General features: G+C 59.6%; 15 protein-coding genes and 3 pseudogenes. 11 read left to right on the top strand and 7 right to left on the bottom strand.

Annotated features, from left to right (window positions below; translation table 11 throughout):
* Positions 1-25 precede the first annotated feature (25 nt).
* A pseudogene (locus AUC70_RS07690) lies at positions 26-1,079 on the bottom strand (IS110 family RNA-guided transposase).
* Positions 1,080-1,137: 58 nt separating this feature from the next.
* Here AUC70_RS07690 and AUC70_RS07695 point away from each other — a divergent pair.
* Positions 1,138-1,767 carry a 2OG-Fe dioxygenase family protein gene (locus AUC70_RS07695; protein ID WP_158007399.1) on the top strand — a complete coding sequence of 210 codons (630 nt, stop codon included), beginning with the start codon at positions 1,138-1,140 and terminating at the stop codon, positions 1,765-1,767.
* Here the strand turns inward: AUC70_RS07695 and AUC70_RS07700 are convergent, their stop codons facing one another.
* On the bottom strand, positions 1,768-3,156 hold the full coding sequence (locus AUC70_RS07700; RefSeq protein ID WP_069444311.1) for a formimidoylglutamate deiminase: 1,389 nt from the start codon (positions 3,154-3,156) through the stop codon (positions 1,768-1,770).
* 429 nt (positions 3,157-3,585) lie between these two features.
* Here AUC70_RS07700 and glnT point away from each other — a divergent pair, with 429 nt between their 5' ends.
* The gene (gene glnT, locus AUC70_RS07705) at positions 3,586-4,944 is read left to right on the top strand and encodes a type III glutamate--ammonia ligase (RefSeq protein WP_069444619.1); all 1,359 of its coding nucleotides are present in this window, start codon (positions 3,586-3,588) and stop codon (positions 4,942-4,944) included.
* Between the two features lie 47 nt (positions 4,945-4,991).
* Here the strand turns inward: glnT and AUC70_RS07710 are convergent, their stop codons facing one another.
* Positions 4,992-5,615: a TetR/AcrR family transcriptional regulator gene (locus AUC70_RS07710; RefSeq protein WP_069444312.1), complete on the bottom strand. Its 624-nt coding sequence runs from the start codon at positions 5,613-5,615 to the stop codon at positions 4,992-4,994.
* A gap of 223 nt (positions 5,616-5,838) precedes the next feature.
* Here AUC70_RS07710 and AUC70_RS07715 point away from each other — a divergent pair, with 223 nt between their 5' ends.
* The 4 genes and pseudogenes from AUC70_RS07715 to AUC70_RS07725 all read left to right on the top strand — a co-directional run bounded on the left by AUC70_RS07715 (position 5,839) and on the right by AUC70_RS07725 (position 9,873).
* Positions 5,839-6,879: an alpha/beta fold hydrolase gene (locus AUC70_RS07715; protein ID WP_206599330.1), complete on the top strand. Its 1,041-nt coding sequence runs from the start codon at positions 5,839-5,841 to the stop codon at positions 6,877-6,879.
* Between the two features lie 341 nt (positions 6,880-7,220).
* A pseudogene (locus tag AUC70_RS18980) lies at positions 7,221-7,397 on the top strand (hypothetical protein); the annotation flags it as partial.
* A gap of 92 nt (positions 7,398-7,489) precedes the next feature.
* Complete coding sequence (locus AUC70_RS07720; RefSeq protein WP_425283586.1) at positions 7,490-8,839, top strand: trimethylamine N-oxide permease; 1,350 nt, start codon at positions 7,490-7,492, stop codon at positions 8,837-8,839.
* Positions 8,840-8,961: 122 nt separating this feature from the next.
* Entirely contained in the window at positions 8,962-9,873 is a 912-nt protein-coding gene (locus AUC70_RS07725) for a glutaminase (protein WP_069444313.1), read from the top strand.
* Between the two features lie 87 nt (positions 9,874-9,960).
* Here the strand turns inward: AUC70_RS07725 and AUC70_RS18825 are convergent.
* A pseudogene (locus AUC70_RS18825) lies at positions 9,961-10,314 on the bottom strand (DUF2924 domain-containing protein); the annotation flags it as partial.
* Positions 10,265-10,831 carry a DUF3489 domain-containing protein gene (locus AUC70_RS07730; RefSeq protein ID WP_244505548.1) on the bottom strand — a complete coding sequence of 189 codons (567 nt, stop codon included), beginning with the start codon at positions 10,829-10,831 and terminating at the stop codon, positions 10,265-10,267. The pseudogene AUC70_RS18825 and the gene AUC70_RS07730, both read right to left, overlap by 50 nt.
* A 549-nt stretch (positions 10,832-11,380) precedes the next feature.
* Between AUC70_RS07730 and AUC70_RS07735 the strand changes: the two genes are divergently transcribed.
* Both AUC70_RS07735 and AUC70_RS07740 read left to right on the top strand, forming a co-directional pair.
* The gene (locus AUC70_RS07735; protein ID WP_158007400.1) at positions 11,381-11,611 is read left to right on the top strand and encodes a ParB/Srx family N-terminal domain-containing protein; all 231 of its coding nucleotides are present in this window, start codon (positions 11,381-11,383) and stop codon (positions 11,609-11,611) included.
* Positions 11,608-11,841 carry a ParB N-terminal domain-containing protein gene (locus AUC70_RS07740; protein ID WP_069444316.1) on the top strand — a complete coding sequence of 78 codons (234 nt, stop codon included), beginning with the start codon at positions 11,608-11,610 and terminating at the stop codon, positions 11,839-11,841. Before AUC70_RS07735 ends, AUC70_RS07740 begins: the two co-directional genes overlap by 4 nt.
* A gap of 85 nt (positions 11,842-11,926) precedes the next feature.
* On the opposite strand, the gene AUC70_RS07745 is transcribed toward AUC70_RS07740, so the two are convergent.
* Positions 11,927-14,293: an arylsulfatase gene (locus AUC70_RS07745; RefSeq protein WP_083241450.1), complete on the bottom strand. Its 2,367-nt coding sequence runs from the start codon at positions 14,291-14,293 to the stop codon at positions 11,927-11,929.
* A gap of 438 nt (positions 14,294-14,731) precedes the next feature.
* Between AUC70_RS07745 and AUC70_RS07750 the strand changes: the two genes are divergently transcribed.
* Positions 14,732-15,796, top strand: coding sequence for a helix-turn-helix domain-containing protein (locus AUC70_RS07750; protein WP_083241388.1), 1,065 nt, complete (start codon positions 14,732-14,734; stop codon positions 15,794-15,796).
* Positions 15,797-15,912: 116 nt separating this feature from the next.
* Here AUC70_RS07750 and AUC70_RS18830 read toward each other — a convergent pair whose 3' ends face one another.
* The gene (locus AUC70_RS18830; RefSeq protein WP_083241389.1) at positions 15,913-16,266 is read right to left on the bottom strand and encodes a helix-turn-helix transcriptional regulator; all 354 of its coding nucleotides are present in this window, start codon (positions 16,264-16,266) and stop codon (positions 15,913-15,915) included.
* A 1,462-nt stretch (positions 16,267-17,728) separates the two neighbouring features.
* On the opposite strand from AUC70_RS18830, the gene AUC70_RS17120 reads away from it, so the two are divergent.
* Both AUC70_RS17120 and AUC70_RS07755 read left to right on the top strand, forming a co-directional pair.
* Positions 17,729-18,496 (top strand): helix-turn-helix transcriptional regulator, encoded by a 768-nt coding sequence (locus AUC70_RS17120; protein WP_158007402.1) that lies wholly within the window; start codon positions 17,729-17,731, stop codon positions 18,494-18,496.
* Positions 18,497-19,262: 766 nt separating this feature from the next.
* Positions 19,263-22,073 (top strand): autotransporter family protein, encoded by a 2,811-nt coding sequence (locus AUC70_RS07755; RefSeq protein ID WP_069444317.1) that lies wholly within the window; start codon positions 19,263-19,265, stop codon positions 22,071-22,073.
* The last annotated feature ends 441 nt before the right edge of the window (positions 22,074-22,514 follow it).

Consider the following 22,514-nt stretch of genomic DNA (forward strand, 5'->3'; position numbering starts at 1 on the left):
CGTCTTGTTCCGACGCAACCAGAACTCAGCAAAATTCTGGCCACGTCGGCTTGGTGCCATGTGTGGACGGCTCCCTGTAGCGCGTGCCGCTGAGCATCAGCGCCCAGGCAATGCGGGCGATCTTGTTGGCCAAGGCAATCGCGGCAACCTTGACTGGCCGGCGCGCCATCAGTTCGGCGAGCCAGACCCGCCGCGTGTAGCCGATCTGCTTGGCCCGTCGGATCACCGATAAAGCCCCGACCACGAGCAACGAGCGCAGATAGCGGTTGCCTGCCTTGGAGATGCTTCCCAGCCGCTCCTTGCCGCCCGTGGAGTTTTGTCTGGGCACAAGCCCAATCCATGCCGGGACATCGCGTGCCGAGCCGAAGGCATGGGGATCGGGGATGCTGGCAACCAGGGCCGTCGCGATCAGCGGCCCAACGCCGGGGATGGTCTCCAGGCGACGGCTCAGTTCATTCGAGCGGTGCCAGGCGAGGATGCGCCTGTCAGCCTCCAGGATCTGCCGTTTGACCAGCAAGAGCTGGGCCCGCAACGCTTGAAGGCATTCCCGCGCCACAGGAGGCACCCGCTCGTCGGACCCGTCATCGATGAGCCGAAGGAGCCTCTCCACGCCGTTGCGGCCGACACCGGCGACAATGCCAAACTCGGCCATGTGAGCTCGGATCGCATTGATCAGGGTCGTATGCTGACGCACGAACAGCTGCCGGGTGCGATGCAGCATCAGCACCGCCTGCTGCTCTTCCGTCTTGACGGCAACAAGGCGCATCGTCGGCCGCGTCACCGCCTCGCAGATCGCCTCCGCGTGCACCGCATCGTTCTTGTTCCGCTTGACGTAGGGCTTCACATATCTGGCTGGCATCAGCCGGGCGCGTGCCCGAGCTTCGCAATCTCTCGCGCCCAGTGATGCGCGGTGGCGCAAGCCTCCAACCTACAACGCATGCTGCTTGCTTCTCGAAGAACGGCACAACTTGGCTTCGTCTCAGCTGCCGGCGCACGACAACCTGGCCCGATGCATCAATGCCATGGACCTGAAAGACGTTCTTCGCGAGATCAACTCCGATCGTGGTAATTTCGCTCATGGGCGGCTCCCTCTTGGCGGTTCCTCAACAAACACCGCAATTTGGCACCTAGATGCCGGTGGCGGGAGCCGATCTTGGGATCAATCTGTACATGGCGGGTGGCGGCCGCTATCGCCGCAGGCGGTTCGGCGTCCTCGCCGCTGGCGATGTCGTCACCCGCAAAGCGCACCAGCCGCATGTTCAGAGCCGCGACTACAACCAGCTGAACGGTGGCATCGAGCGTTGGCTCATGCCGGTCGACGATGCGGTGACCGCTAATGTAGTCGCGCAAGGCCTGCTTCGCTGTTGCACGGCGGTATTCGATAGGGCGTCGCCTGCGGACGCCGCCGCATCGTTCTGGCATATCGAGATGCACCAGTTCCGGATCGAGGCGACGTCGAAAGAGTTGGGCGCGCGGACGCCCGAAGGCGCACACCGCGACGGCGTCGATTGGGTCTGTGTGATGCTGATCGATCGAACCAACGTGACGAGTAGAATCATGCAAATCTTCGATCCCGAGGGCCGGCCGCTTGGAGAGTTCACGGTCACCGATCCGCTCGACACCGTGTTTCTTAACGATCGCCGAGTCTTTTACAGCGTGGCTCCGATAGCGCCGCTCGACCAAGCGGGCAAGGCATGCCGCGATGTCTTGGTCCTGACCCACTGCCGGGAAAGAGACTGTGTGGGTGAGGGGCCGCAATCGGGCTGATCACGCAACGCGTTCAATGACTGTCCGGTAGTTGGCACGAATGGCGGCCTCTTCTGCATGCCGCCCATCGTGGATGATCCACCTGCCTGCGACCATGACGTCCCGTACGGGATTGTGCGTGCCACCTAAAATCCACGCGTCGAGCACCGTCTCCGGACCGTGTCCCAGAAGGGTGTTGCAATGAGGGTCGAGCAGAACGAGGTCGGCGAACTCTCCCGGCGCCAACGCGACGGCGCCCTGACCCGAAGCGCGTGCGCCGCCGGCAAGAGCGCTGTCGAACAAGATGCGTCCAGAGTGCGCCTTCTGCCCATCAACCGACCGGGCGATCACGTTTCGGCGGCGGAGTTCCAGCCTTTTGCCGCATTCGAGAACCCTTAGTTCCTCGGCGATGGAAGTGGAGCACTGGCTGTCTGTGCCGATGCCCCAGCTGCCATGCGCGTCGTGGTACTCCACAAGTTGGAAGAGGCCATCGCCGAGCATGGCTTCGGTAAGTGGGCAAAGGCCTACGACGGCGCCACTTTTTGCGGCTTTTGCAAGTTCGGACGCATCGAGGTGGGTCGCGTGTACCAGACACCATTTGTGATTGAGATCGACATTGTCGAGCAGCCATTCCACAGGGCGCGCGCCCAAGGCATTTTCGACGTCGGCGACCTCCTTGACTGTCTCAGAGACGTGAATGTGGATGTTCGCGTCCGCGTCCATGGTGTTCATGCTCTCCACGGCCGTCAGCGCTTCGTCCGGTGTGACCGCTCGCAACGAATGTAGGGCGAGGCCGATGCGGAGCCACGGACGACTGCTGCACCTGAGGCGTAGCGTTTGGACGAGCGTTAGATAGTCATCCACCGAATGGACAAATCGTAACTGCGCGCCTTGCGGCGGAACGCCGATCCCTCCATGCCCGTAGAGCACGGGCAGCAGCGTCAGCCGCAGACCTATGCGCTCGGCGGTCGCGATCAGACGTTCTGACATTTCGGCGGGGTTTTCATAGAAGCCTCCGCCGGGCTGATGGTGGAGATATTGAAACTCGCAGAGGGTGGTCGTGCCGAACTGCAGCATTTCCAGATAGACGAGCGCCGCGATCGCTTCGACGTCGTCGGGCGTGAGGCGATCCACCAAGCGGTACATCTCCTCGCGCCAGTTCCATAGGTTGTCTTCGGCCCTACCATGCCCGACGAACTCCGTTCGACCGACGAGTGCACGCTGGAAAGCGTGAGAGTGGAGGTTCTGCAAACCGGGGACGCCGAAGCCGGCCAGCCGGACGGCGTTGTGGTCACCGGTGTATTCGCTTGAAACGCGAACGATAATTCCGTCGCCGCCGACTTCGACGTAGCCAGGCGAAAGCCAGCCGTCCGCTTGGTAGAGGTGCTCAATCTCATAGACAGTTGTCATGGGAGTTCAAAGCGTCAGCCTTGCCGCAGGTCGACCGGACCGAGCGACGGGTGATCAGCCTCCAGGACAAGAGTCTAACGACGCCGTAGTGCCGACAGGACCGTCGGCAAACGCTTGGACACGTGGCAACGGAACGTTCAGCAATAACATCTGCCTTTGCCAAGCCCTAACACTGAAGGAAGAGCCCGGCAATTCGTCGGGGTGGCAAGAGGTGCTCCTAGGGCGACGCGGGACACGGATTTCACGGCTGCAAAGCGGCACAACACTTTCTCAAAATAGCTCGGACGCGCCGCGTCTCAGACCCGGTGCGGCACGTCCAAGGGGCTGCCCCCCAACGCGACAAAGTAGTTGACAACAGAAATTAATCAACTGATTAATTAATGGAGGATCATAACACACAACACAACGGGAGAACCCAGGGTGAACGAGATGACGTCACAGAGTGATCACCAGGCGCTCAAAAGAGAGCTTCAGGAAAAAGGCGTGAAGTACCTGCTTCCCAGCTATGTGGATATGCATGGCGCGTCGAAGACCAAGGCGGTCCCCATTTCTCATCTGGAGCGGATGATGTCGGGTTCCGAGCTTTGCACCGGCGCGGCGCTCGACGGCGTACCGCAAATCATCAGTGACGAGGAGGTCGCCGCGTATCCGGATCCGAACTCCTGCATTGTGCAACCGTGGCAGCCCGATGTGGCGTGGTTCGCCAGCGACCTTTGGTGCGAGGGGCAGCCCTTTGAGCCCTGCAGCCGCAACATTCTCAAGCGCGTGATCGCCGAAGCGAAATCCATGGGCTACACGATCAACCTCGGAATGGAGGCGGAGTTCTTCGTGTTCCGTAAGAACGACGAAGGTGACGTGCTCCCGGTTAGCCAGCGCCACAATCTGCAAAAGCCAGCCTACGATGTTCCGCGCCTTCTCGAGAACATGGGCTGGTTGTCTGAACTCGTCGACTCGATGAACGCGCTCGGTTGGGACGTTTACTCCTTCGACCATGAGGATGGCATCGGCCAGTTCGAGATCGATTTCGCCTATGCCGATGTACTCACCATGGCCGACCGCTTCGTATTCTTCCGGCGCATGGCCGATGCGATCGCGCGGAAGCATGGTGGTTTCGCGACCTTCATGCCAAAGCCGTTCGGTAGCTACGCGGGCAGCGGGGCGCATTTCAACATGTCGATCGCAGACGCTGCGACGGGGAAGAATCTTTGCGTTCCCGATGGCGCCGATCCGCGTGGGTGCGACCTGTCGGAAATCGGCTACCACTACGTCGCCGGCCTGTTGCGCCATCTTCCTGCGATCAGCGCGGTGACCGCGCCGACCGTCAACAGCTACAAGCGCCTCATCCTGAAGGGTAGCAATTCGGGCTTCACCTGGGCGCCGGTTTTCCAGTGCTACGGCGACAACAACCGCACCAACACGGTCAGAATTCCCGGCGGCGGCGGACGCGTGGAGCTCAGGCTGGTGGATCCCATGTGTAACCCCTATCTGGGAGCCGCGTTGACGATCGCCGCGGGCCTGGAAGGAATTCGCGAAGGACTCGATCCCGGAGCGCCGCACATGGAAAACATGTACGAAAAGGCGCCCGAGGAACTGGAGCAACTGGGCGTAAAGACGCTTCCCCGCACGCTGGAAGAAGCCTTGGACGCTTTCGAAACGGATCCATTGGGCCGCAACGTGTTCGGAGAAAAGATGTTCGATGCTTGGCTCGACTTCAAACGGGAGGAGTGGCTGAGCTATCTGAACCACGTGTCGGACTGGGAGATCCGGCGGTACATGGAGTTCTATTGATCCTGTTCCAGGAGAGAGCCCGGTAAGCTCTCCGCTACGAACACGACCTACTCGATGGTGCCGCTAAATCCGAGAGCGGACCATAGGACCCGCTCAAAGACTGCGACAGATGCCTGGATATCGTATTCGCCAAGGATCTGGCTTCGCAGGACGGCACCATCGAGAAAAGTCGAAACGAGAACGCTGATCTCTTCAGGCTTTCCGTCTGAGAAGATTCCCATGTCGCGGCCCCGTTGGACGCAATCCATCAGCACGTCGCGCTCGGTTCCGTAGAAGCGCTGAACGGTCTCGTCGATCCGCTCGGTCTGCACGTCGGAGTGGTTGTAGTCGATGATCAGTTTGAGGACCTTCCCAATTTCCGAGTGCAGTCCGACATGCATGTAGAGCCACTCATGAATAAGCGCTACAGGATGCTCGACATTTTCGCTGACGCGTTGGAACCGTGTAAGGGCGGTCTCGATCGCGTACTCGATCGTTGCCCGCAGAAGGTCGTTCTTGTCCTCGAAATGATAGTAGATCATCGCCGTCGTCAGGCCGGCCTCACGGCCGATATCCTTGATCGTGACGGATCGGTAGCTGTTGCGCGACAGAAGATCGAGTGCGCTTTTCTTCAACGCTTCCGCCGTGTCGCGAGCCGCGCCAAGCTGCCGGGGTCGGCCAACTTTCCTCATGATCCAATTTCCATTCCAAGTCAGTTCCTGAAAAGACGGCCGGTCCCGCGAGCCAGGCCCAACGACTGGTCCGCCAGGTTCAGAGAGCTTCTACGGCATATCCCGCCGGCCAACGGAAAGGAACCAAGAACCAGGCATCTTTCGATGATTGGTTCCGTGCGAGTCCAGCGAGACGAATGGCAACCGCGCGATGCGGTGCTGGAGGTTCGGGCTTTTCGATCGATTGTTCCCGATCCCCCTGGGGATGGAGAGGTATAGCATGCCAATTCATATAGAGCGCGATGTAAGACTCCAGTCGGGACGAACCGTCGACGAGGTCCGGCTTTCCTATGCCATCTATGGAGAGCTCAACGCGGCGCGCGACAACCTTGTGATCTTTCCGACTTATTTTACGGGGCGGCAATCGTGCAATGAGCCATACTTCGGTCAGGGACGCGCGCTGGATCCCAACATTCACTGCATCCTCGTTCCTTCGCTGATTGGGAATTCGGACTCGTCCTCTCCGAGCAACACGACCGGCCCGGACGCGGGCGCCGCGTTCCCGAACTTCACGATCCACGACAACGTGCGGCTGCAGCGTGCCCTGGTCGATAAGCTCTTCCAGGTGGAACGAGTCGCGCTCGTGATCGGTTGGTCGATGGGAGGCTGTCAGGCCTTCGAATGGGCCGCACAATTTCCCGATTTCGTAGCCCGCGCACTCCCGTTCTGCGCCACGGCCATGTGTAGTACTCACAACCATGTCTTTCTTGAAGGGGTGAAAGCCGCTCTGACGGCCGATGGCGATTGGGCAGGCGGCAACTACTCGGCCCCGCCGGCCCGGGGGCTGCGCGCATTCGGTCGAGCCTATGCCGGCTGGGCCTATTCCAGAGAATTCTTCAACCGGCGGCTCTACCGCCCATTGGGTTTCGAGACCTCCGAAGATTTGCTTCAGGACTGGGAGCGCGATCACCTGAGCTGGGATGCCAACGATCTTCTGTGCAAGGTATGGACGTGGCAGCACGCGGATATCAGCGTCAACGGTCGGTATCACGGCGATTTGCCCACCGCGCTCAACGCCATAAAGGCGCGCATGATCGTCATGCCGGCAACAACCGACATGTACTTTGCGGAGACCCAGGCCAGCCGGGAAGCGAGCTTGATACCGAACGCCGAATTCCGGCCGTTCTTTTCGCATTGGGGGCATTGTGCGGCGACGCCTTCTGCGCCGGACCCTGGCTTTCTGCCGTTTCTCGATGATGCAATTTTCGACCTCATGTCAGAATAGGTGCGGGGGTGGCACGCACCGCCCTCCGGCACCGCCAATGTCCTCCTGACGTCCAGATCAATGCCTCCGGCCGGTCGCTTCATCCGTGATGGCAACCGGATGCCGCGGCGTCCGTGCAGACCGGTGATCAGACCCAGCAGACGGCAAAGGAGCACACCAATCTCTCGTGGCTTCAGGGTTGCGCGGGCTGAAACCTGTCGAGACACCGCGCATCAAGCCCGTTCCAGGCATTAATTAATTGACAGATTAATAAATTTCTAGTCCCCTGTGATCACACGACAAAGAAAGGTGGCGAAAAGCGACCAAACGACAAGAAAGCCAATCCGGGAGAGACGCTATCAATGGAACAAGCAGTCGAGAAAGAAGGCGCTGCGGGGGAGAGCCTAAGGCGCGACATTGACTGGAAACACGCATTCTGGTTCGCGGCCGGCACGCCGGCCTTGGTACTGTTCACAGTGGGGGCCATCGCAGCGACGGTGGGAAACATTTCGCCGTTGGTCTGGATCATTTCGACCTTCATCGGCTTCCTGCAATGCTTCACTTATGCCGAAATCGCAGGGCTCTTTCCGCACAAGTCGGGCGCGCCTCGGTCTACGGCGCGATTGCCTGGGTGCGCTACGGCAAGTTGCTCGGGCCCATTTCCGTCTGGTCGAACTGGTTCTCCTGGACGCCAGTGCTGGCCATCGGCACGGGCCTGGCGGCCGGCTATATCCTCAATCTGTTGTTTGATGCGGATGCCGCCATCAACACTTGGCAGATCACCTTGGTGAACCTCGATTTCATCAAGGAGGACCTTTCCCTTCGCATCAACTCGACCTTCATCTTGGGTTTCATCCTGGTGCTGACGGTGTTCTCGATTCAGCATCGCGGGATTCTCAGGGCCGCTCGCGCGCAGATGATCGTCGCGATAGTGGCGCTTTTCCCGTTGCTGCTGATCGGATTGACCCCGCTGATCTCCGGCGATCTGCCCAAGGACCACTTCACGCCGTTCGTGCCCCTCGCGTATGACGCGGATGGAAATGCGATTCCCGGCTCTTGGAATATGGCGGGGTGGACTATTTTCGCCGGCGGGTTGTTCATCGCGGGCTGGTCGACATACGCCTTCGAGACGGCAGTCTGCTACACGCGCGAGTTCAAGAACCCGGCGCACGATACCGTGCGTGCGATCGGCTACGCGGGTGTTCTGTGCCTGGTCGTGTTTTCACTTGTTCCTATTGCCTTTCAGGGCTTCCTCGGGCTCGACGGTATGCTTGAGCCGGGCATCTACAACGGCGACGGCGTGGGGGCGGTGATGGCCCGCATGGTCGGCGGCGGTGCGGTGATCGGCAACGTCATCGTAGTCATGCTGATCCTGGCGTTGTTGCTTGTCGTCATGTCGGCCATGGCCGGATCGTCGCGCACGCTCTACCAAGGCTCGGTCGATGGTTGGCTGCCCCGCTACCTCTCGCGGGTCAACCACAACGGCGCGCCAGTCGCGGCGATGTGGACCGACCTTTGCTTCAACATGCTGCTGCTGATGATGTCGGACTACGTGTTCCTGCTGGCGCTGGCCAACGTGAACTACATGGTCTTCATCTTCCTCAATCTCCAGTCGGGCTGGATGCATCGTCTCGATAGCCCGAATGCGAACCGCCCCTTCCGCTGTCCGAATTGGCTGCTCGCGACGGGCGCGGTTCTCGGGTTCGTCAACCTCGCCTTTCTGGGCATGGGAGCGAACATCTGGGGCGCGGGCACGTTGACGGTCGGGCTACTGGTGGCCGCCGCCATCATCCCCGTCTTCTGTTACCGCCATTACATTCAGGATAAGGGCGAATTTCCGGAGCAGATGTATCGGGACATGATGCTTGCTCACGGTGAAGCAGGGGACGTCATCGAGAAACGCTGCGGGATACTGCCCTATCTCACATTAGGCGCCGCCTTCTTCGTGGTCTTCATCTTCCACGCAATAGCGGTCTACTGACATAAAAAGCCGCTCTTCCTCCTCCAACCTCGGGCCCCTTGGGAAAGTCACAAATCTCAAGGGGCCGCTTCTTGGCCCGCAGTACCTATGTCTTCCGATGCGGAGCCTTATGGGGAGTTGAAATGCGCCGACTTGGCCAGATCTTGGATCAAATCCACGACCGAATTCATGAAGAGGCAGACTGGGGCCTGCCGGCGCAATACATCCCGGAACTCGCGAGCGTCGATCGAGAGCAGTTCGCGATCAGCGCCGTAACCCCGGATGGTCAATGCCACTCAGCGGGATTGGCGCAACGCCCGTTCTCGATTCAAAGCATATCCAAGGTTTTCGCCCTGACGGCCACATTGGGCCGCATTGGAGATGCGCTCTGGACACGCGTGGGACGCGAGCCGACCAAAGTCGCATTCGACTCCATAATGCTGTTGGAAACCGACCACGGCCGGCCCTCGAACCCATTTGTCAATGCCGGCGCCATCGTGACGACGGACGCGCTTCTTGCCGGGCGTGAACCCCGGCAGGCGCTTGCCGAAATTCTCGGCCTGGTCCGCACGATGGCGGGAACGGACGACATCTATATCAATGACCGCGTGGCGCAGTCGGAAAAGCGAACCGCGGAGCGCAACAAGGCGCTGGCGCACTATCTCGCATCTCACGGAAACCTGGTGAACGACCCGGACCTGACGCTGGGGACGTATTTCCATCAATGCGCGATTGAGATGACGACGGAGCAACTGGCGATGTCGGGCCGCGTGCTTGCAGATCTCAAATGCGCGCCGCCCACCATTTCGCGGGCCCATGCAAGACGCACCAACGCGCTGATGTTGACCTGCGGACACTACGACGCCTCGGGAGAATTTGCCTTCAAAGTGGGGCTTCCCGGAAAAAGTGGTGTCGGCGGTGGCATCCTTTTGATAGCGCCCCGTAAGGCCTCCATTGGAATTTGGTCCCCGGGACTGAACGGCTACGGAAATTCTGAGGCTGGAACCCGGGCAGCGGCGATGCTGGCTGACATGACGGGATGGTCGGTTTTTTGAGCTGTGTTGCCTCCCACCGTGATGGCCATGGAGCCGAAGATTCTGCTTCTCGACAAGCCTACCAAACCATTTTGTGAGCTGGCGGCGAGTTCGCGGTCGTGACGGCTTGCCATTCGCTTGTGCGACGTTCCTGAGCAGTCTCAGCGTCTCGGCATCGAGTCCTCCATAGACTTCCGCCTGGAGCCCGAAGGCCACCGCGCGGACGAGGAAGGCGCGGTTGGCGTGGCGTGGTACCGTGGGACTCCACAGTCGACGCCATTCCGCTTCGAGTTCAGTCCTCGGGGAGTTCGGCAGGGCGCGAACCCGAGTGGCAAGATCCGTCTCGACTTCAACGGATACCGGCTCGCGCCGCTTTCGGCGCGGGCGAGCGGATGTAGTTCCCGACATGGCTCTAAGCCTTATGGGATTTCGCCGCGGCGATGCGATAGCGTCGCACGCCATTCTTGCCGACCTCGGAGACGAGCGGCAGCCCGAGCTTTTTCTTCACGACGCCTGAAAGGAAACCGCGCACTGAATGCGGCTGCCAGCCAGTCTCGGCGACGATGTCATCGATGGTGGCGCCCGACTTCCTGCGTAGCATCGTGATCACGAGAGCCTGTTTGCTTTGTGGAGACGCAGAGCGCTTCTTGAGCGCTGCCGATGACGCCTTCTTCACGTTGCGACGCGGGCATGCGGCCTCTGCTTTGCCTTTGTCAGGGGCGCCCGCCGTCGCGCGTTGGTTCTTCTCGGTCTCATCAATTCCGAGTGCAACAAGCCCAGCTGTCGCGAGGAAAAGGCCGTAGGCGCGACTGTCCTCGTCGCGTCGCCACTCAAGGGCGCCGTCGGAAACACGGCGCTCTTCGATCAGACTTCGTTTGAGTAGGGGCATGATGACTTTGTCGAGGGCGGAGCCTTTCACACGTAGGCTTTGCGGGAAGGGCAAGAGCGCGTGATCCTCGCGTTGTGCGGCGGCACTCAAGACCACGAGCTGCGTGTCGTTGAGCTTTGGACTTTGTGTTTTGGGTTTGGGCATGGGTTGCCTCCATCATGGCGCACCGGCCCGATGCCGGTGCTTCCACTGCCCACAGCCCAGCCCGCAGGCCGGGGGACGACGACGACGACGGAGGCGAGGTACTCGCTGCCTGCATGCACGCTCTCTTTGGCAGAGAAGTCCAGCGAAATCCGGCACTGACGTCCGAAGAGTGAGGCCTCTTGACTTGAACGAGGGGAACATCATTCTAGTTGGCAGGCCGAATCGGTACGAATGGGCGGAGCCCAGGCTGCAGCTAGAGCAACGTTCCGCTGCACTCCGAACCGGCCTTTGGCTGGGTGGGCAGAGCCTGCCACGGACAAGGCAGAGCCAGCGTCCGCGAATTCCTGATCGTCAGAGGCGATCGGCAAGGTCACTGAGATCGCAGAGCGCTCAGCGGCCAAGAGTTAAGGCCTGAATCCTTCAGAACTGAATTTTTGAACCCTGCTTGGGGCGACGTCACTGGTGCGTCTTCGCCCAAGCGTGATGGAGGACATCATGCCGACAATCCAATCTGTGCCCCTGAGCACGTTCAAGCCCAATCCGCGCAACGCGCGAACCCATTCCAAGAAGCAAATCCGGGAAATTGCTGACAGCATCGCGGCATTCGGCTTCGTTATGCCTATTCTCACCGATGACAATGGGATGATCATTGCCGGCCATGGGCGCTTGGAGGCGGCCAAGATACTCGGCCTCAGGAGGCGCCGGCAATCATTCTGGACGGTTTGAGTGACGCGAAGAAACGCGCGCTTCTCATCGCCGACAACAAGATTGCACAAAATGCGGGGTGGGATCGCGAACGGCTAGCCGCAGAGTTCCCTGAACTCACCGATCTCCTGATCGAGGAGAATCTGGACATCTCAATCACTGCCTTCGAGTCGGTCGAGATCGACCAAATCGTTACTGACTTTGGGAACGGCAGCAGGGATCCACCAGATAGGTTGGGGCCGGCCGGGTAGTCCGGCCCCGTCGTTTGTCAACCAGGAGAACTCTGGCAGCCAGGCGCTCACCGCCATGCTGAACCGTACGAAGACGAGTGTTTCCCTACTGCAGGTACTTCACGTTCAAACGGTCAATCACGCCATTGAAGGCAAACGGCTTCCTGTCGAAATACGCCTCCGAGACCGGCGAGTAGCTGTCCCGTCCGACATCAAATGCATCATTCGCAGTAAACCCGAGCGTCGCGGAACGAGGAACGGTGCCTTCGGCCACCTTTGTGCCGTTAATGCGAATGCTGACGTTGAGCGGAGCAGCGCGTCCGTCGCCGGCCTTTTTGGTTTCGATCTCGATCGTGACCTTGCCAGTCGGAAACGGCTCGGTGGTGGTGATCCGCGTGCGCTCAATTTCGAACAGGTTGTACTCGTAGGTCAGCTTGCCTTGATCGACCCATAGCGCAAGCCCGGCGGAAAAGCCGCCTAGAGCGTAGAGGACGCCTGAGGAATCCTCTTGCAGGTCCACCTCTATGGTGACGACGTTATTGCGTGTGCCAACCTTCGGAGCCGTGAACTCGGGGACAGCGACCACGTCCTGCGTGTAGTCGAACTCGGTCGCTGGATTCGAGGGCGCGTCCTCTGGGTGGAACACGACAGACCACAACCCTCCGCCAACCGGCCAGACGTTGTTGTCCTTCGCGTCGACTCCAAACGCCTCCTTTAGTTCATGGACCTTTTCGGGGTTGTCTGCCGCGATGTTGTGGGCCTGTGAATGGTCCTCACGTAGGTTGTGGAGCTCCCACACGTCCTCGTCCGGAGACCAGTTGAATATCGCGGGATCGACACCCGGGACCCACGGAACGCGGGGACCGAAAACCGACGCGATCCAATCCTCTTTGTAATACGCGCGGCTACCCATCACCTCGAAATACTGGCCCGGTTTCCGACCCTCGGCGGTTGGCGAATCGAACGTATACGTCATACTGATTCCGTCCATGGGATCCTGGCTGATGCCATCAACCGTCGTAGGAGGCGTGATATCTAGGACATCGTAGATCGTGGGTACGATATCGTTGACGTGATGGAACTGGGCGCGCGGCGTCTTGTCCGCCGTGATGTGGTTTGGCCACGATACGACCATCGGTGTGCGCGTGCCCCCGAAGTGCGCAGCGATTAGCTTGGTTGAACGGTAAGGCGTGGATCCTGCCCAAGCCCAACCGGCGTGGTACATGTTGTCGACTTTCGGAGAGCCAAGTACGTCCAGCCCGCCAAGCTCGTTCATGGTCTCAATGTGGTCCTTGATTTCGGTCTCGATGCCATTCTGTGCCAAGAGCTCGCTGATCGTGCCGTTTTGCCCTTCCGCGCTGGAACCATTGTCGCCCCAGACGTAGAAGATCAGTGTGTTTTCGCGTATGCCAAGGTCCTCAAGCGTTTCCAGAAGGCGGCCTGCCTGTGTGTCTGCGTGCTCGGTGTAGCCGGCGAAGACCTCCATCAGACGTAGCTGGAACGCGCGCTGGTCCTCCGGCACGTCCGACCACGCGGCCAGCGTATCGGGGCGCGGAGTCAGGTCGGTGTTCTCGGGAATCCAACCGAGCTTCTTCTGCCTGGCGAAGATCTCATCTCGCATCTGGTCCCATCCAGCGTCGAATTTGCCGGCATACTTGTCCGCCCACTCTTTGAAGATGTGGTGCGGGCCGTGGGACGCTCCCGGTGCCCAATACAGCAGGAAGGGCTTGTCCGGCTGCAGCGCATGCACCTGCCGCATCCAGGTCACGGCCTTGTCCGTCATGTCTTCCGTGAAGTGATAGTCGGCCTTCCCGTGGGAGGGATCGAGACGGACGGTGTTTTCGACCACCGCCGGTTCCCATTGAGAGGTTTCGCCCGCCAGGAACCCGTAGAAGTAATCAAAGCCAATGCCCTCGCCGACTGGCCAGTTGGTATAAGGACCGACGGCCGTCGTTTCGTTGGCTGGCGTGTTATGCCATTTGCCGAAAGCCGCTGTCGCATAACCATAGTCTCCCAACACTCGGGCAACCGTGGCGGAGGTCCGGGGGATCATCCCCGAATAGCCGTCCCAATCATTCGCGAGCTCGGAGATCTGCCCGTATCCGACACGGTGATGGTTGCGTCCTGTCAGAAGCGACGCCCGAGTCGGCGAGCACATTGCGGCGTTGTGGAAGCGAGAGTAGGCGATCCCCTTGTCGACAAGCGCGTCCAACGTCGGCGTATGGATCACTCCACCGAACGTTTCGGGCAGCGCCGGGCCGACGTCATCGAGCATGATGATGATGATGTTGGGGGCGTCCTCCGGCAGATGCGATTCCGGAGGCAGGGGACTATAGGTCGATTCCGCAATCGTTGGACCCGCCGTGCTGCCCGAAGGTCTCGGAGGAAATGGCAAAGACTCTTGTGCGGCCACCGATGTAGACAGAAGCAATGCAGCCAAACCGAGACCTACCAAGGCTCGGTTTCTCTTCATTCTCGGCACTTTCGAATCCTCCTTCATCAAACGAGATTGCGGCGAACCATGCCGCATAGCGGGGAAAGCTCGCGAGCCGATACGCATCGGGAGAACCTCATCTGACAGGTCGCCTTCGCATTCAACGGGCCGTCTTCGCGCTTTACCGGTCAAACGGGTGGGCAGGTTCTCTCACTGCCACGGCCGTGGTTCCCCAACGGAATCCGACGTGCTTAAACTGATTGTTTTCGAAAGGTTAGCGGTCGGCTCAACGAATCCATAGAGCCATTTCACGCCAATCCTCCGAGTGGTGGCAGGCGCTCGAAGCGTGCATTCGCGCCGACTGTTTCGTTCCAGAGATCGGCGCCCAATACACGTTGACGTTGCCCATTTGAGTCCAAACAGGCACAGTGCGACGCCTCAGACGAACATGACGCTCCGAAAGGGATTTGGATACTGATGGTGCTCGAGAACCGTTTTGTGCCGAAGCCCGCTCCGGGAGTCGATTTGTCCCGGCACTATCCGGTCGTCTCAGCAACGGCCGTGGCAGGAATTCCCGAATTCGTGCGCGAGAGCTTCGGAGTCAGGGTGCTGAACAGGGCGAATCGCGACGCGCTCCTCGACCTGAATGTAGTAACTGATCACAACAGCTTCATCCCCCATGCGGTTATGTGCCGGTTTGCTGAGTCGATCGAGCGGCAGACCGGTCATTCAGACTATGGCCTTCTGTTGGCACCGCATCTCTCAATCGAGAACTACGGATGTTGGGGCGAGTATGTCCTAGGCGCCACCACACTGCAGGCTGCGGCGAAGCGTGTGGTCCGGAGTCTCCGCTTTCACAGCATTGGCGATCGTTTCGAGTTTTGCGTCGAGGGAGAGATGGCCAGGATCGCCTATCGAAGCGCCGCAAAAGGGAAGCCGGGATATTCGCATGTGGCCTGTGGGATACTTGGCGTCCTCTTGAGCTTCTGCCGCGCCTACCTTACGAGGCAATGGGCGCCAGTACGCATCGAACTGGACATTCCGCGGCCCGCCCGATCATGGCACTACGAGGAGACTCTGGGATGTCCGGTCGTATTCGACGCCGCCTCGCCTGCGGTCTGGCTAGAGACCTACCATCTGTCCGCGCGCAAGACGGACAGTAGCAGCGGGAGGCGTCTTACGGTTTGCGACCTCGCGCAATCGCGCGGAATGCTGAGTTCTGCTGATTTGCTCGGCGTCGTTATGGAACAGGTTCGTCTTCAGTTGTTCTCAGGGAGCGTGTCGATCGAAAGGGTGGCTCTCACATTGGACACGAGCGTCAGGAGCCTGCAACGCGATTTGAACCGGGATGGGACGAGCTTCCGCGACCTTACGGGAGCAGTCCGGCTCCGACGTGCTCGCAATCTGCTTGCCGAGACAACGCTGTCGGTCACTGAAATTGCGGCCGATCTAGGCTATTCCTCGCCAGCGCATTTCGCGCGTGCCTTTCGCAAAATCACGGGCCTATCGCCTACCGAGTTCCGAGCGGCGGTAAAATTCTGAGTCTCACGATGCCGGCCCGGGTTCATCGCTGCGCTCAAGGTAGCAATCGAGCACGACGAGGAGGATGACGCGTGATCCGATGTCGTCCGCCTTGTCCGCCAACGCGGCCACTGGCATCAAGCCGTAGCTTGAGAAGCGCTAGCAACGCCATTGGTGATCGGGCGAGACGCACCTCGTGCAACAGCTTGGATCTGCTGCCGATACAGCTTGGGTGAATGCCCGGTCCAACGTCGGAATGCGCGTGCGAAGTTTGCGTGTTCCGAGTAGCCGAGCTCCATCGCGATCTCAGTAATTGTCAGGCTAGTTCTGCGGAGCAGCAGAAAAGCGTACTTTCTGCGAACCAATTCCACAAGATTGCGATAGTTCAGGCCATTGCTCTGTAGACGGCGCTGTAAGGTCCGGGGACTAACGCCAAGGCGAGCGGCTGTGCCGTGGATGCTGACGCGCCCTTCCTTCAGTTCCATAGCCATCGCCGAAAGGACCGTACGCACTTGGTCGTCAGTGTTTTGGATGCTTTGTCCTAGTCGGTCATGCGGGTTCACGGTGTAGGTCCACTATCAAACGAAACTGCTGCACGGTGGTGAGCTATGAGACCCAATGCGGAAAGACTTCGTGCCGCTTCCGCGTAGGCGGAACTCCGTTAGACCGGGGATTGGTCACTTTCGCATTCACCGGGACGTCTTGGCGTTTTGGGAACATGATGATCAGTCTGGCGGATGCGCCGATTAGGTTTGTGCTTCGGCGCGAATTTCCAAACGGCTCCCGTCTCCCTTGATTTGACTATTTTTGGAAGGTTAGCGGCGTGCCGACAGAATCCATAGATCCATTACACGCCAAACCTCAGGGTGACAGGCGGCGTTGGCAATGAGCATTTGAGCCAATTGTTTCTGCAGGGATGAAGAGAAAGTAGTGCCCTGGTCGCCGAGGCTTACGGTCCAGACCTACGCGTTTAGGGCCAATCAACGAAAGCTTCGAAAAGCGGAGTCTGTTGGAAATCGTTTATTGCCGTCGGGAGAGGGACTGCTTCGAACAGCTGGCGCGCATGGACATAACACAGTTCCGTTTTCAAGCGCTCCTGGGACATCCCCACACGACATCCCGGGTACGCCACAGACCTGTAGCCGGAGGCTATCGTCCCGCGTCCATTGGCTTTCTGGTTTTGACCCATAAGGCGCCAACTACAGGTCACGCGCTCCCGGGATATCCCCTCACGTACGCCACGGCCCTGTAGCTGGAGGCGATCGCCCCGAGTCCGTTGCCTTTCTAGTTTTCGACCCATGAGGCGCCAACTACAGGCTAAAACTCGCAACAGCTCGGCGAGTCGTTTGGGAGCAGTGTCGAGCAGTCGCGCCGAATTTGGCCTTGAACAAGCGGGGCTGTCGGCCTTCGTCGATTTGTAGCCTCTATGGGGGATTGCCAAATATCCGCTGGCTCCGCAGCCTGAAACTAAAAGTTGATTTCAGCAGGTGTTCGATTTGTCATTGTTGGATGTTTAGCGGGATGGCAAAGGACGGCGGCTCATTGGCACAGGGAGGCAGATCTAATGACCGTGGCAGCGAAAGCGCGCTTCCGGATCTCTATGGGATTATTCTAAATGGCGGAACCATCTCCGACGCATTAACGGCGGCCATCACGTCTATTGGTGGGGTATCCGGATACATTCTGAGCACAAACAAGCAAGGAGATGTGCTTCGCGTCGTGGCGGAATCCCGGGCTCGACGGGACGCCTGGGATAAGTCGGGCTCTAGCCAAAGGGAGCGTAGCGCTCACAGATTTGATCTGACAACGGAACCACGTTTCACGTTCGTTTCGGATGTTGATGTGTGGCCCTGTCTCGAAGCGGTCGGAAGTCGGAGCTGCTATTTGGCTCAGCGTCCGGCGACAGCGCACGTCCGGTCAGCAGCCGCAATTTTGAACGACCACCCAACCTCGTTGGACATCGCCGTTGTCCATTTTTCAAATGAAACTCTTGAGGCCCCAACGAAGAGCATGCATTGCCGTTCGGTGCTCTTGCCCGTGCTCGCCCGTATCGTTGAGTATAGCCGCTTGTCTCCCCTGCAAGAGGAAATGTACAGAGTTTCCCTTGCTGCCTTGGATCACATGGCTATTGGGATCTGCGTCGTTGATCCGAGCGGACGCGTCATCATCGAGAATGAAGAAGCACGTCGGATTTTCGCCCTCGATGACGGCTTAACGCGAACAAACGAACGATTGGTTATTGGGCCTTCCAGCTCCGCCCCCGACGCTTTCTGGGCGATTTTTGACGATCACGGCCCATCAGCAAGGGGCCAGACCTCCTTGAGATGTTTTCGCGTTGCACGTCCTTCACGAGGGGCGCCATTCTTGATCGAGGCGTTGCCATTAGCGACGCCAAGGGCCACCTCAGGCGACGAGCTTACTCGTGCCATGATCTGGATCGTGGATCCTGAAAGTGTCCCTCCCGTATCCCGTCGTGCAACAGCTCTGTTGTATGGATTGACCGCTTCGGAGGCCGAGGTCTGCAATCTGCTGATTGATGGCCTCACGCTCTCTGGGATTGCTAGGGCTCGGTACGTCTCTGTTGAGACAGTCAAGTCACAGGTTCGAGCTGTCTATCAAAAGGTTGGCGTTGGTTCCCGTGCCGCTCTTGTGAGGCAGGTTCTTGCGACAATTCCACCTGTTTGCTTGGCGTGTCAGATCGACGGCCCCGACGATGAATGACACACGGCTGATTGCCGCTTCCTCCAAGCGATAAGTTTTTCATCTTTTTCGATATGAGCGTCTGAGGATCGCATGCCCGTCGCGTGCGGCGACTCCCGTTCCACCGCCCTCTGTTGCCACCTGTTGTTGGAGCGGCACTTCCCCTGTTCTGGTGATGTACCGTCCTCGGTAACCACCATACGTTGCAGCTATTCGTTCTCAGGAACGCCGTGCCGTTTGAGTCGCGTTTGAGAAGCGATGTCACTCGAGTTTGCCCGGGGCAAATGCCTAACTAGTCAGTATAAAGACTAGTGTCCGTAAAGGCGATGGCATGAAGCTTTACGCAGGGCCTGCTCAGCGAAGGGGGGGGAGAATGATTGGGGCCTTGGGACACCACGAGACTTGCGGGGCTGCGTCTACATCACGCTTTGTTGGTCGTCTAAGAAAGCTGGCGGTGGACTGGTACTCGGGGAAAACGCTCAGGACATCTAGAGTGCCTTCGGCCCGTTGGTGCAGATGCTCGCTGTTCTGTCTTGCAGTGGGATACGCGGTGCTCTCCATTTTGATCGTGCCCAAATCGGCACTTGCTGCTTGCACGGATGTAAATGGCGGCACGGCCTCTGCGACGGGGGGGTCGAATTGTACTGCAAGTTTCTCGAACTACTCGTCAGCCACTGACGACGCTACGTTCTCCAATGACCCGGGGTCCCTACTGACCTTCACGCAGCCGAGCGTCACCCTTACAGCGCCGGCAGGGGAAGCCGGTATCGGATCTGTTGGCGGCCAAGTGGTCAGCACCGGTCTCATCGACATTACATCCCTCGGACGCGGCATACGGAGCGTCTTTACCAACTCACTTATCACCTTACATGATTTCACGGCGAACACAGTCGACGATGGAATAGCCGCAGATCGGCGTGCCACCGTTGTCATCGACGGCAGCCAAGTTAGCATCGTCACTACAGGCGCCGATGCAAAGGGCCTTCTTGCCGACAGAGGCGCAAAGATCTTCATCGACCCCGCTGGCGGGACAGGTTCGCTGTCATTTGACTCATTCGTTCGGTTGAACACGGCCGGTGCGAGCATTTCGACCCAAGGCGACGACGCTCATGGCATCCAGTCGCGCGCCAATGCGGGCAACGCCGATATCGAGTTTCTTCAAGGTTCGATCGAGACGACTGGAGATAGTGCAGAAGGGGCGTATGCGCTCATCAACGGGGGAACGGGTGCTGCGACCATCACCATGAGTGGGGGCAGTGTCACGACCGGCGGTGAGGATTCCGAGGGCCTCGTCGCGCTGGTTCAGCCGTTTGGTGGGGGTGATGCAACAGCGACTCTATCTGGCGGTCAGGTTACGACGACCGGGGATGGGTCAACTGGTGTTCTTGCTCAAGCAAATCTCGGTGGAGATGCACGGGCTGAGCAATCGGACGGCACGATCCAGACCGCGGGTGACGCGGCCTCCCATGGGTTGCTCGCCTTTTCGGGACTGGGTAACGCGACAACAAACCAGTCCGGAGGCAGTACCAGCACGACGGGTGCGGATTCCCATGCCCTATACGCGGCTGCATCGGCAGCGAACGCCAGCATTACGCAAGCGGCGTCGGGCACCGCTGAGGCGAGCGGCCAAAATTCCGCGGGCGTTCGTGCCGAGGCTCTCGGCACTGCCGCGATCAGTGTTGCCGGGCTCGTTTCTGGCGGCTGGGACACGGCGGCTGGTATTGAAGCGCGCGGCTTTGCCGGATCAACCGTCAATATTGCCAGCAGCAGCAGCGTTGGCGCTCTTTCCGACCGGGCCATATTGGGAAGCTTCAACAGTCCGACGGACATTACGTCCGCTGGCATCTTGACGGGTTTTGTCGATCTTGCCGGTGGTGACGATAGCTTCGCCAACTCGGGGCGCTGGAACGTCCGCAACTGGGCCGACACGACGGGCGACGGCATGCGCGACACGATAGGCGTGGCCACGTCGGATTTCGGCGGGGGCACGGATCTCTTCACCAATACCGGTACGGTCGCACTTGCCACGGTGCCGGGCAGCGGCGGAGTCGAAGAGGCGGTGTTCGACAATCTCGAGCGCTTCGAGAATGCGGGCCTGCTAACTATGGCCGATGGGCAGACGGGCGGCGGCGGGCCTATGGCGGGCGACCGCATCACAATCTCGGGCGAATATGCCGGTCAAGACGGTCAGGTCAATTTCGACACGTTTCTCGGTGGCGACAGTTCGGCCACAGACCGGTTGATCGTGGGCTCCACCGCCGCGGGCACGTCTTTTGTGCGGGTCTTCAACACAAACGGCCCTGGTATACGGACGAAGCAAGGCATCAAGATCGTGGATGTCGATGGAGCTTCGAATGGAGACTTCGTTCTGATCGATGGCGACTACCATCTGCGGGACGGTAAGGAGGCCGTCGTGGCGGGCGCCTTTGCCTATGGGTTGTACCAAGTTGGCGGCGACTGGTACCTGCGGAACGTGGAGATACCGCAAAGCGTCATGCCGGAAGTTCCGGATGGCGCGCAAGGGGGCTTCTCGCCGGTGACGAGTGTGTACGAGAACTACCCGCAAGTGCTTCTGGCGATGAACGGCTTGCCGACGCTGCAACAGCGCGTGGGCAACCGTTACTGGTCAGGGCTGGGCGCCGGTGGCGTGTCGCAGCCGCAGCCGGGGTCGCAAATGCCGTTCGCGGTGGGGGATGAGCCCGGGCCTGCCGGGTCGCCCTCCTTTGCGCAAGGGCAGGGCGTCTGGGCCCGAATTGTCGGCAGCGATTCAAAGCTGAAGCCGCGCTACAGCACGGCTGGTGTGATCGAAAGCGATATTGATATTCTGGGCATGCAGGGCGGCATCGATGTACCCGTCTACACGCAGGAAAACGGGTCGAGGCTCATCGCGGGAGTGACGGGCCACTATGCCAATGGCAATGCGAAGTCGAAGAGCGTGCAGCCGCGCGAAGACAGTATCGATACGGAGGGCTATGGCGTCGGCACCACGCTGACCTGGTACGATCAGACTGGTTTCTATCTCGACGGCCAGTTTCAATACAGTTGGTACGAGAGCGACCTTGTCTCGGGTGCGCTGGGGCGGCTTGCGTCCGACAAGCACGACGCGGGCTATGCGTTGTCGCTTGAAGGCGGACAACGGGTCGCGCTGGCAAAGCCCGGTGTCTCGCTCACACCCCAGGCGCAGCTTGTATATTCGACCCTCTCCATCGGTGATTACCGCGACGACTTTACGGCGCGGTTTGGCTTGGAGGATGGGGATAGTCTGATCGGCCGGCTTGGCGTTGCCTTGGATCAGGAGAAGACCTGGGAATCGGACGATGGGAGCCTGCGGCGGACCCATGTCTATGGGCTGATGAATCTTGAATACGAGTTCCTGGGCGGCACCACAGTGCTCGTATCGGATGTCCAAGGCCTAAGCGTTGCGGCGCTGTCCCAAGAGCAGGACCGGCTGTGGGGCGGCCTGGGCCTCGGCGGATCCTATAACTGGGACGGCGAGCGGTTCAGCATTTACGCCGAGGGTGGAGTCAAGACGGGCCTGGATCACTTCGGAGATAGCTACGCCCTAACAGGCGACGCCGGCATCCGCGTGCGCTGGTAAGGCTGGGTGCGGGCGTCGTGCCGTCCATGCTGAAGTAACTGCGCAATTCTTGATGTCGGATTGGCGGGCGCGTCTGGCGTGCCGGTGGGCGCAGTATGACCCTAATGCGAACGTCTGCAACAGTAGCGATCGTCTCCTGTGTCGAGATGGTGTTTTGCTGCTATGTCTCGCACTCTCGATGGTGCTACCGCGTGGTCGGGGATAGGGTTCGGCGCACGACACTCTGAACGATAGACAAAGTTAACCAATAACGCCTCGGACACCTGTTCGGGTGATGTTCGCAGACGCTCAGTGCCCGCATAATAGCTGTCAAAATAGCACTCAATTCCGAACAACGGCGGACTCCGAACCAAGGTCTTATCATTTGCAACTAACGGCGTTCCGAGCCGGTCGTTGGACAGGTAGAATTCGTCACTTGGCGTTAGGGCCCTGCAATGTCTA

The organism is Methyloceanibacter stevinii, from assembly GCF_001723355.1.
Taxonomy (GTDB): Bacteria; Pseudomonadota; Alphaproteobacteria; order Rhizobiales; family Methyloligellaceae; genus Methyloceanibacter; species Methyloceanibacter stevinii.

Excerpts from the sequence above, each read along its gene's own strand:
- AUC70_RS07750 (WP_083241388.1), top strand. The coding sequence starts at position 14,732 with ATGGTGCTCGAGAACCGTTTTGTGCCGAAGCCCGCTCCGGGAGTCGAT.
- AUC70_RS07725 (WP_069444313.1), top strand. The coding sequence starts at position 8,962 with ATGCGCCGACTTGGCCAGATCTTGGATCAAATCCACGACCGAATTCAT.
- AUC70_RS07710 (WP_069444312.1), bottom strand. The coding sequence starts at position 5,615 with ATGAGGAAAGTTGGCCGACCCCGGCAGCTTGGCGCGGCTCGCGACACG.
- AUC70_RS07745 (WP_083241450.1), bottom strand. The coding sequence starts at position 14,293 with ATGAAGAGAAACCGAGCCTTGGTAGGTCTCGGTTTGGCTGCATTGCTT.
- AUC70_RS07735 (WP_158007400.1), top strand. The coding sequence starts at position 11,381 with ATGCCGACAATCCAATCTGTGCCCCTGAGCACGTTCAAGCCCAATCCG.
- AUC70_RS07700 (WP_069444311.1), bottom strand. The coding sequence starts at position 3,156 with ATGACAACTGTCTATGAGATTGAGCACCTCTACCAAGCGGACGGCTGG.
- glnT (WP_069444619.1), top strand. The coding sequence starts at position 3,586 with ATGACGTCACAGAGTGATCACCAGGCGCTCAAAAGAGAGCTTCAGGAA.
- AUC70_RS18830 (WP_083241389.1), bottom strand. The coding sequence starts at position 16,266 with ATGGCTATGGAACTGAAGGAAGGGCGCGTCAGCATCCACGGCACAGCC.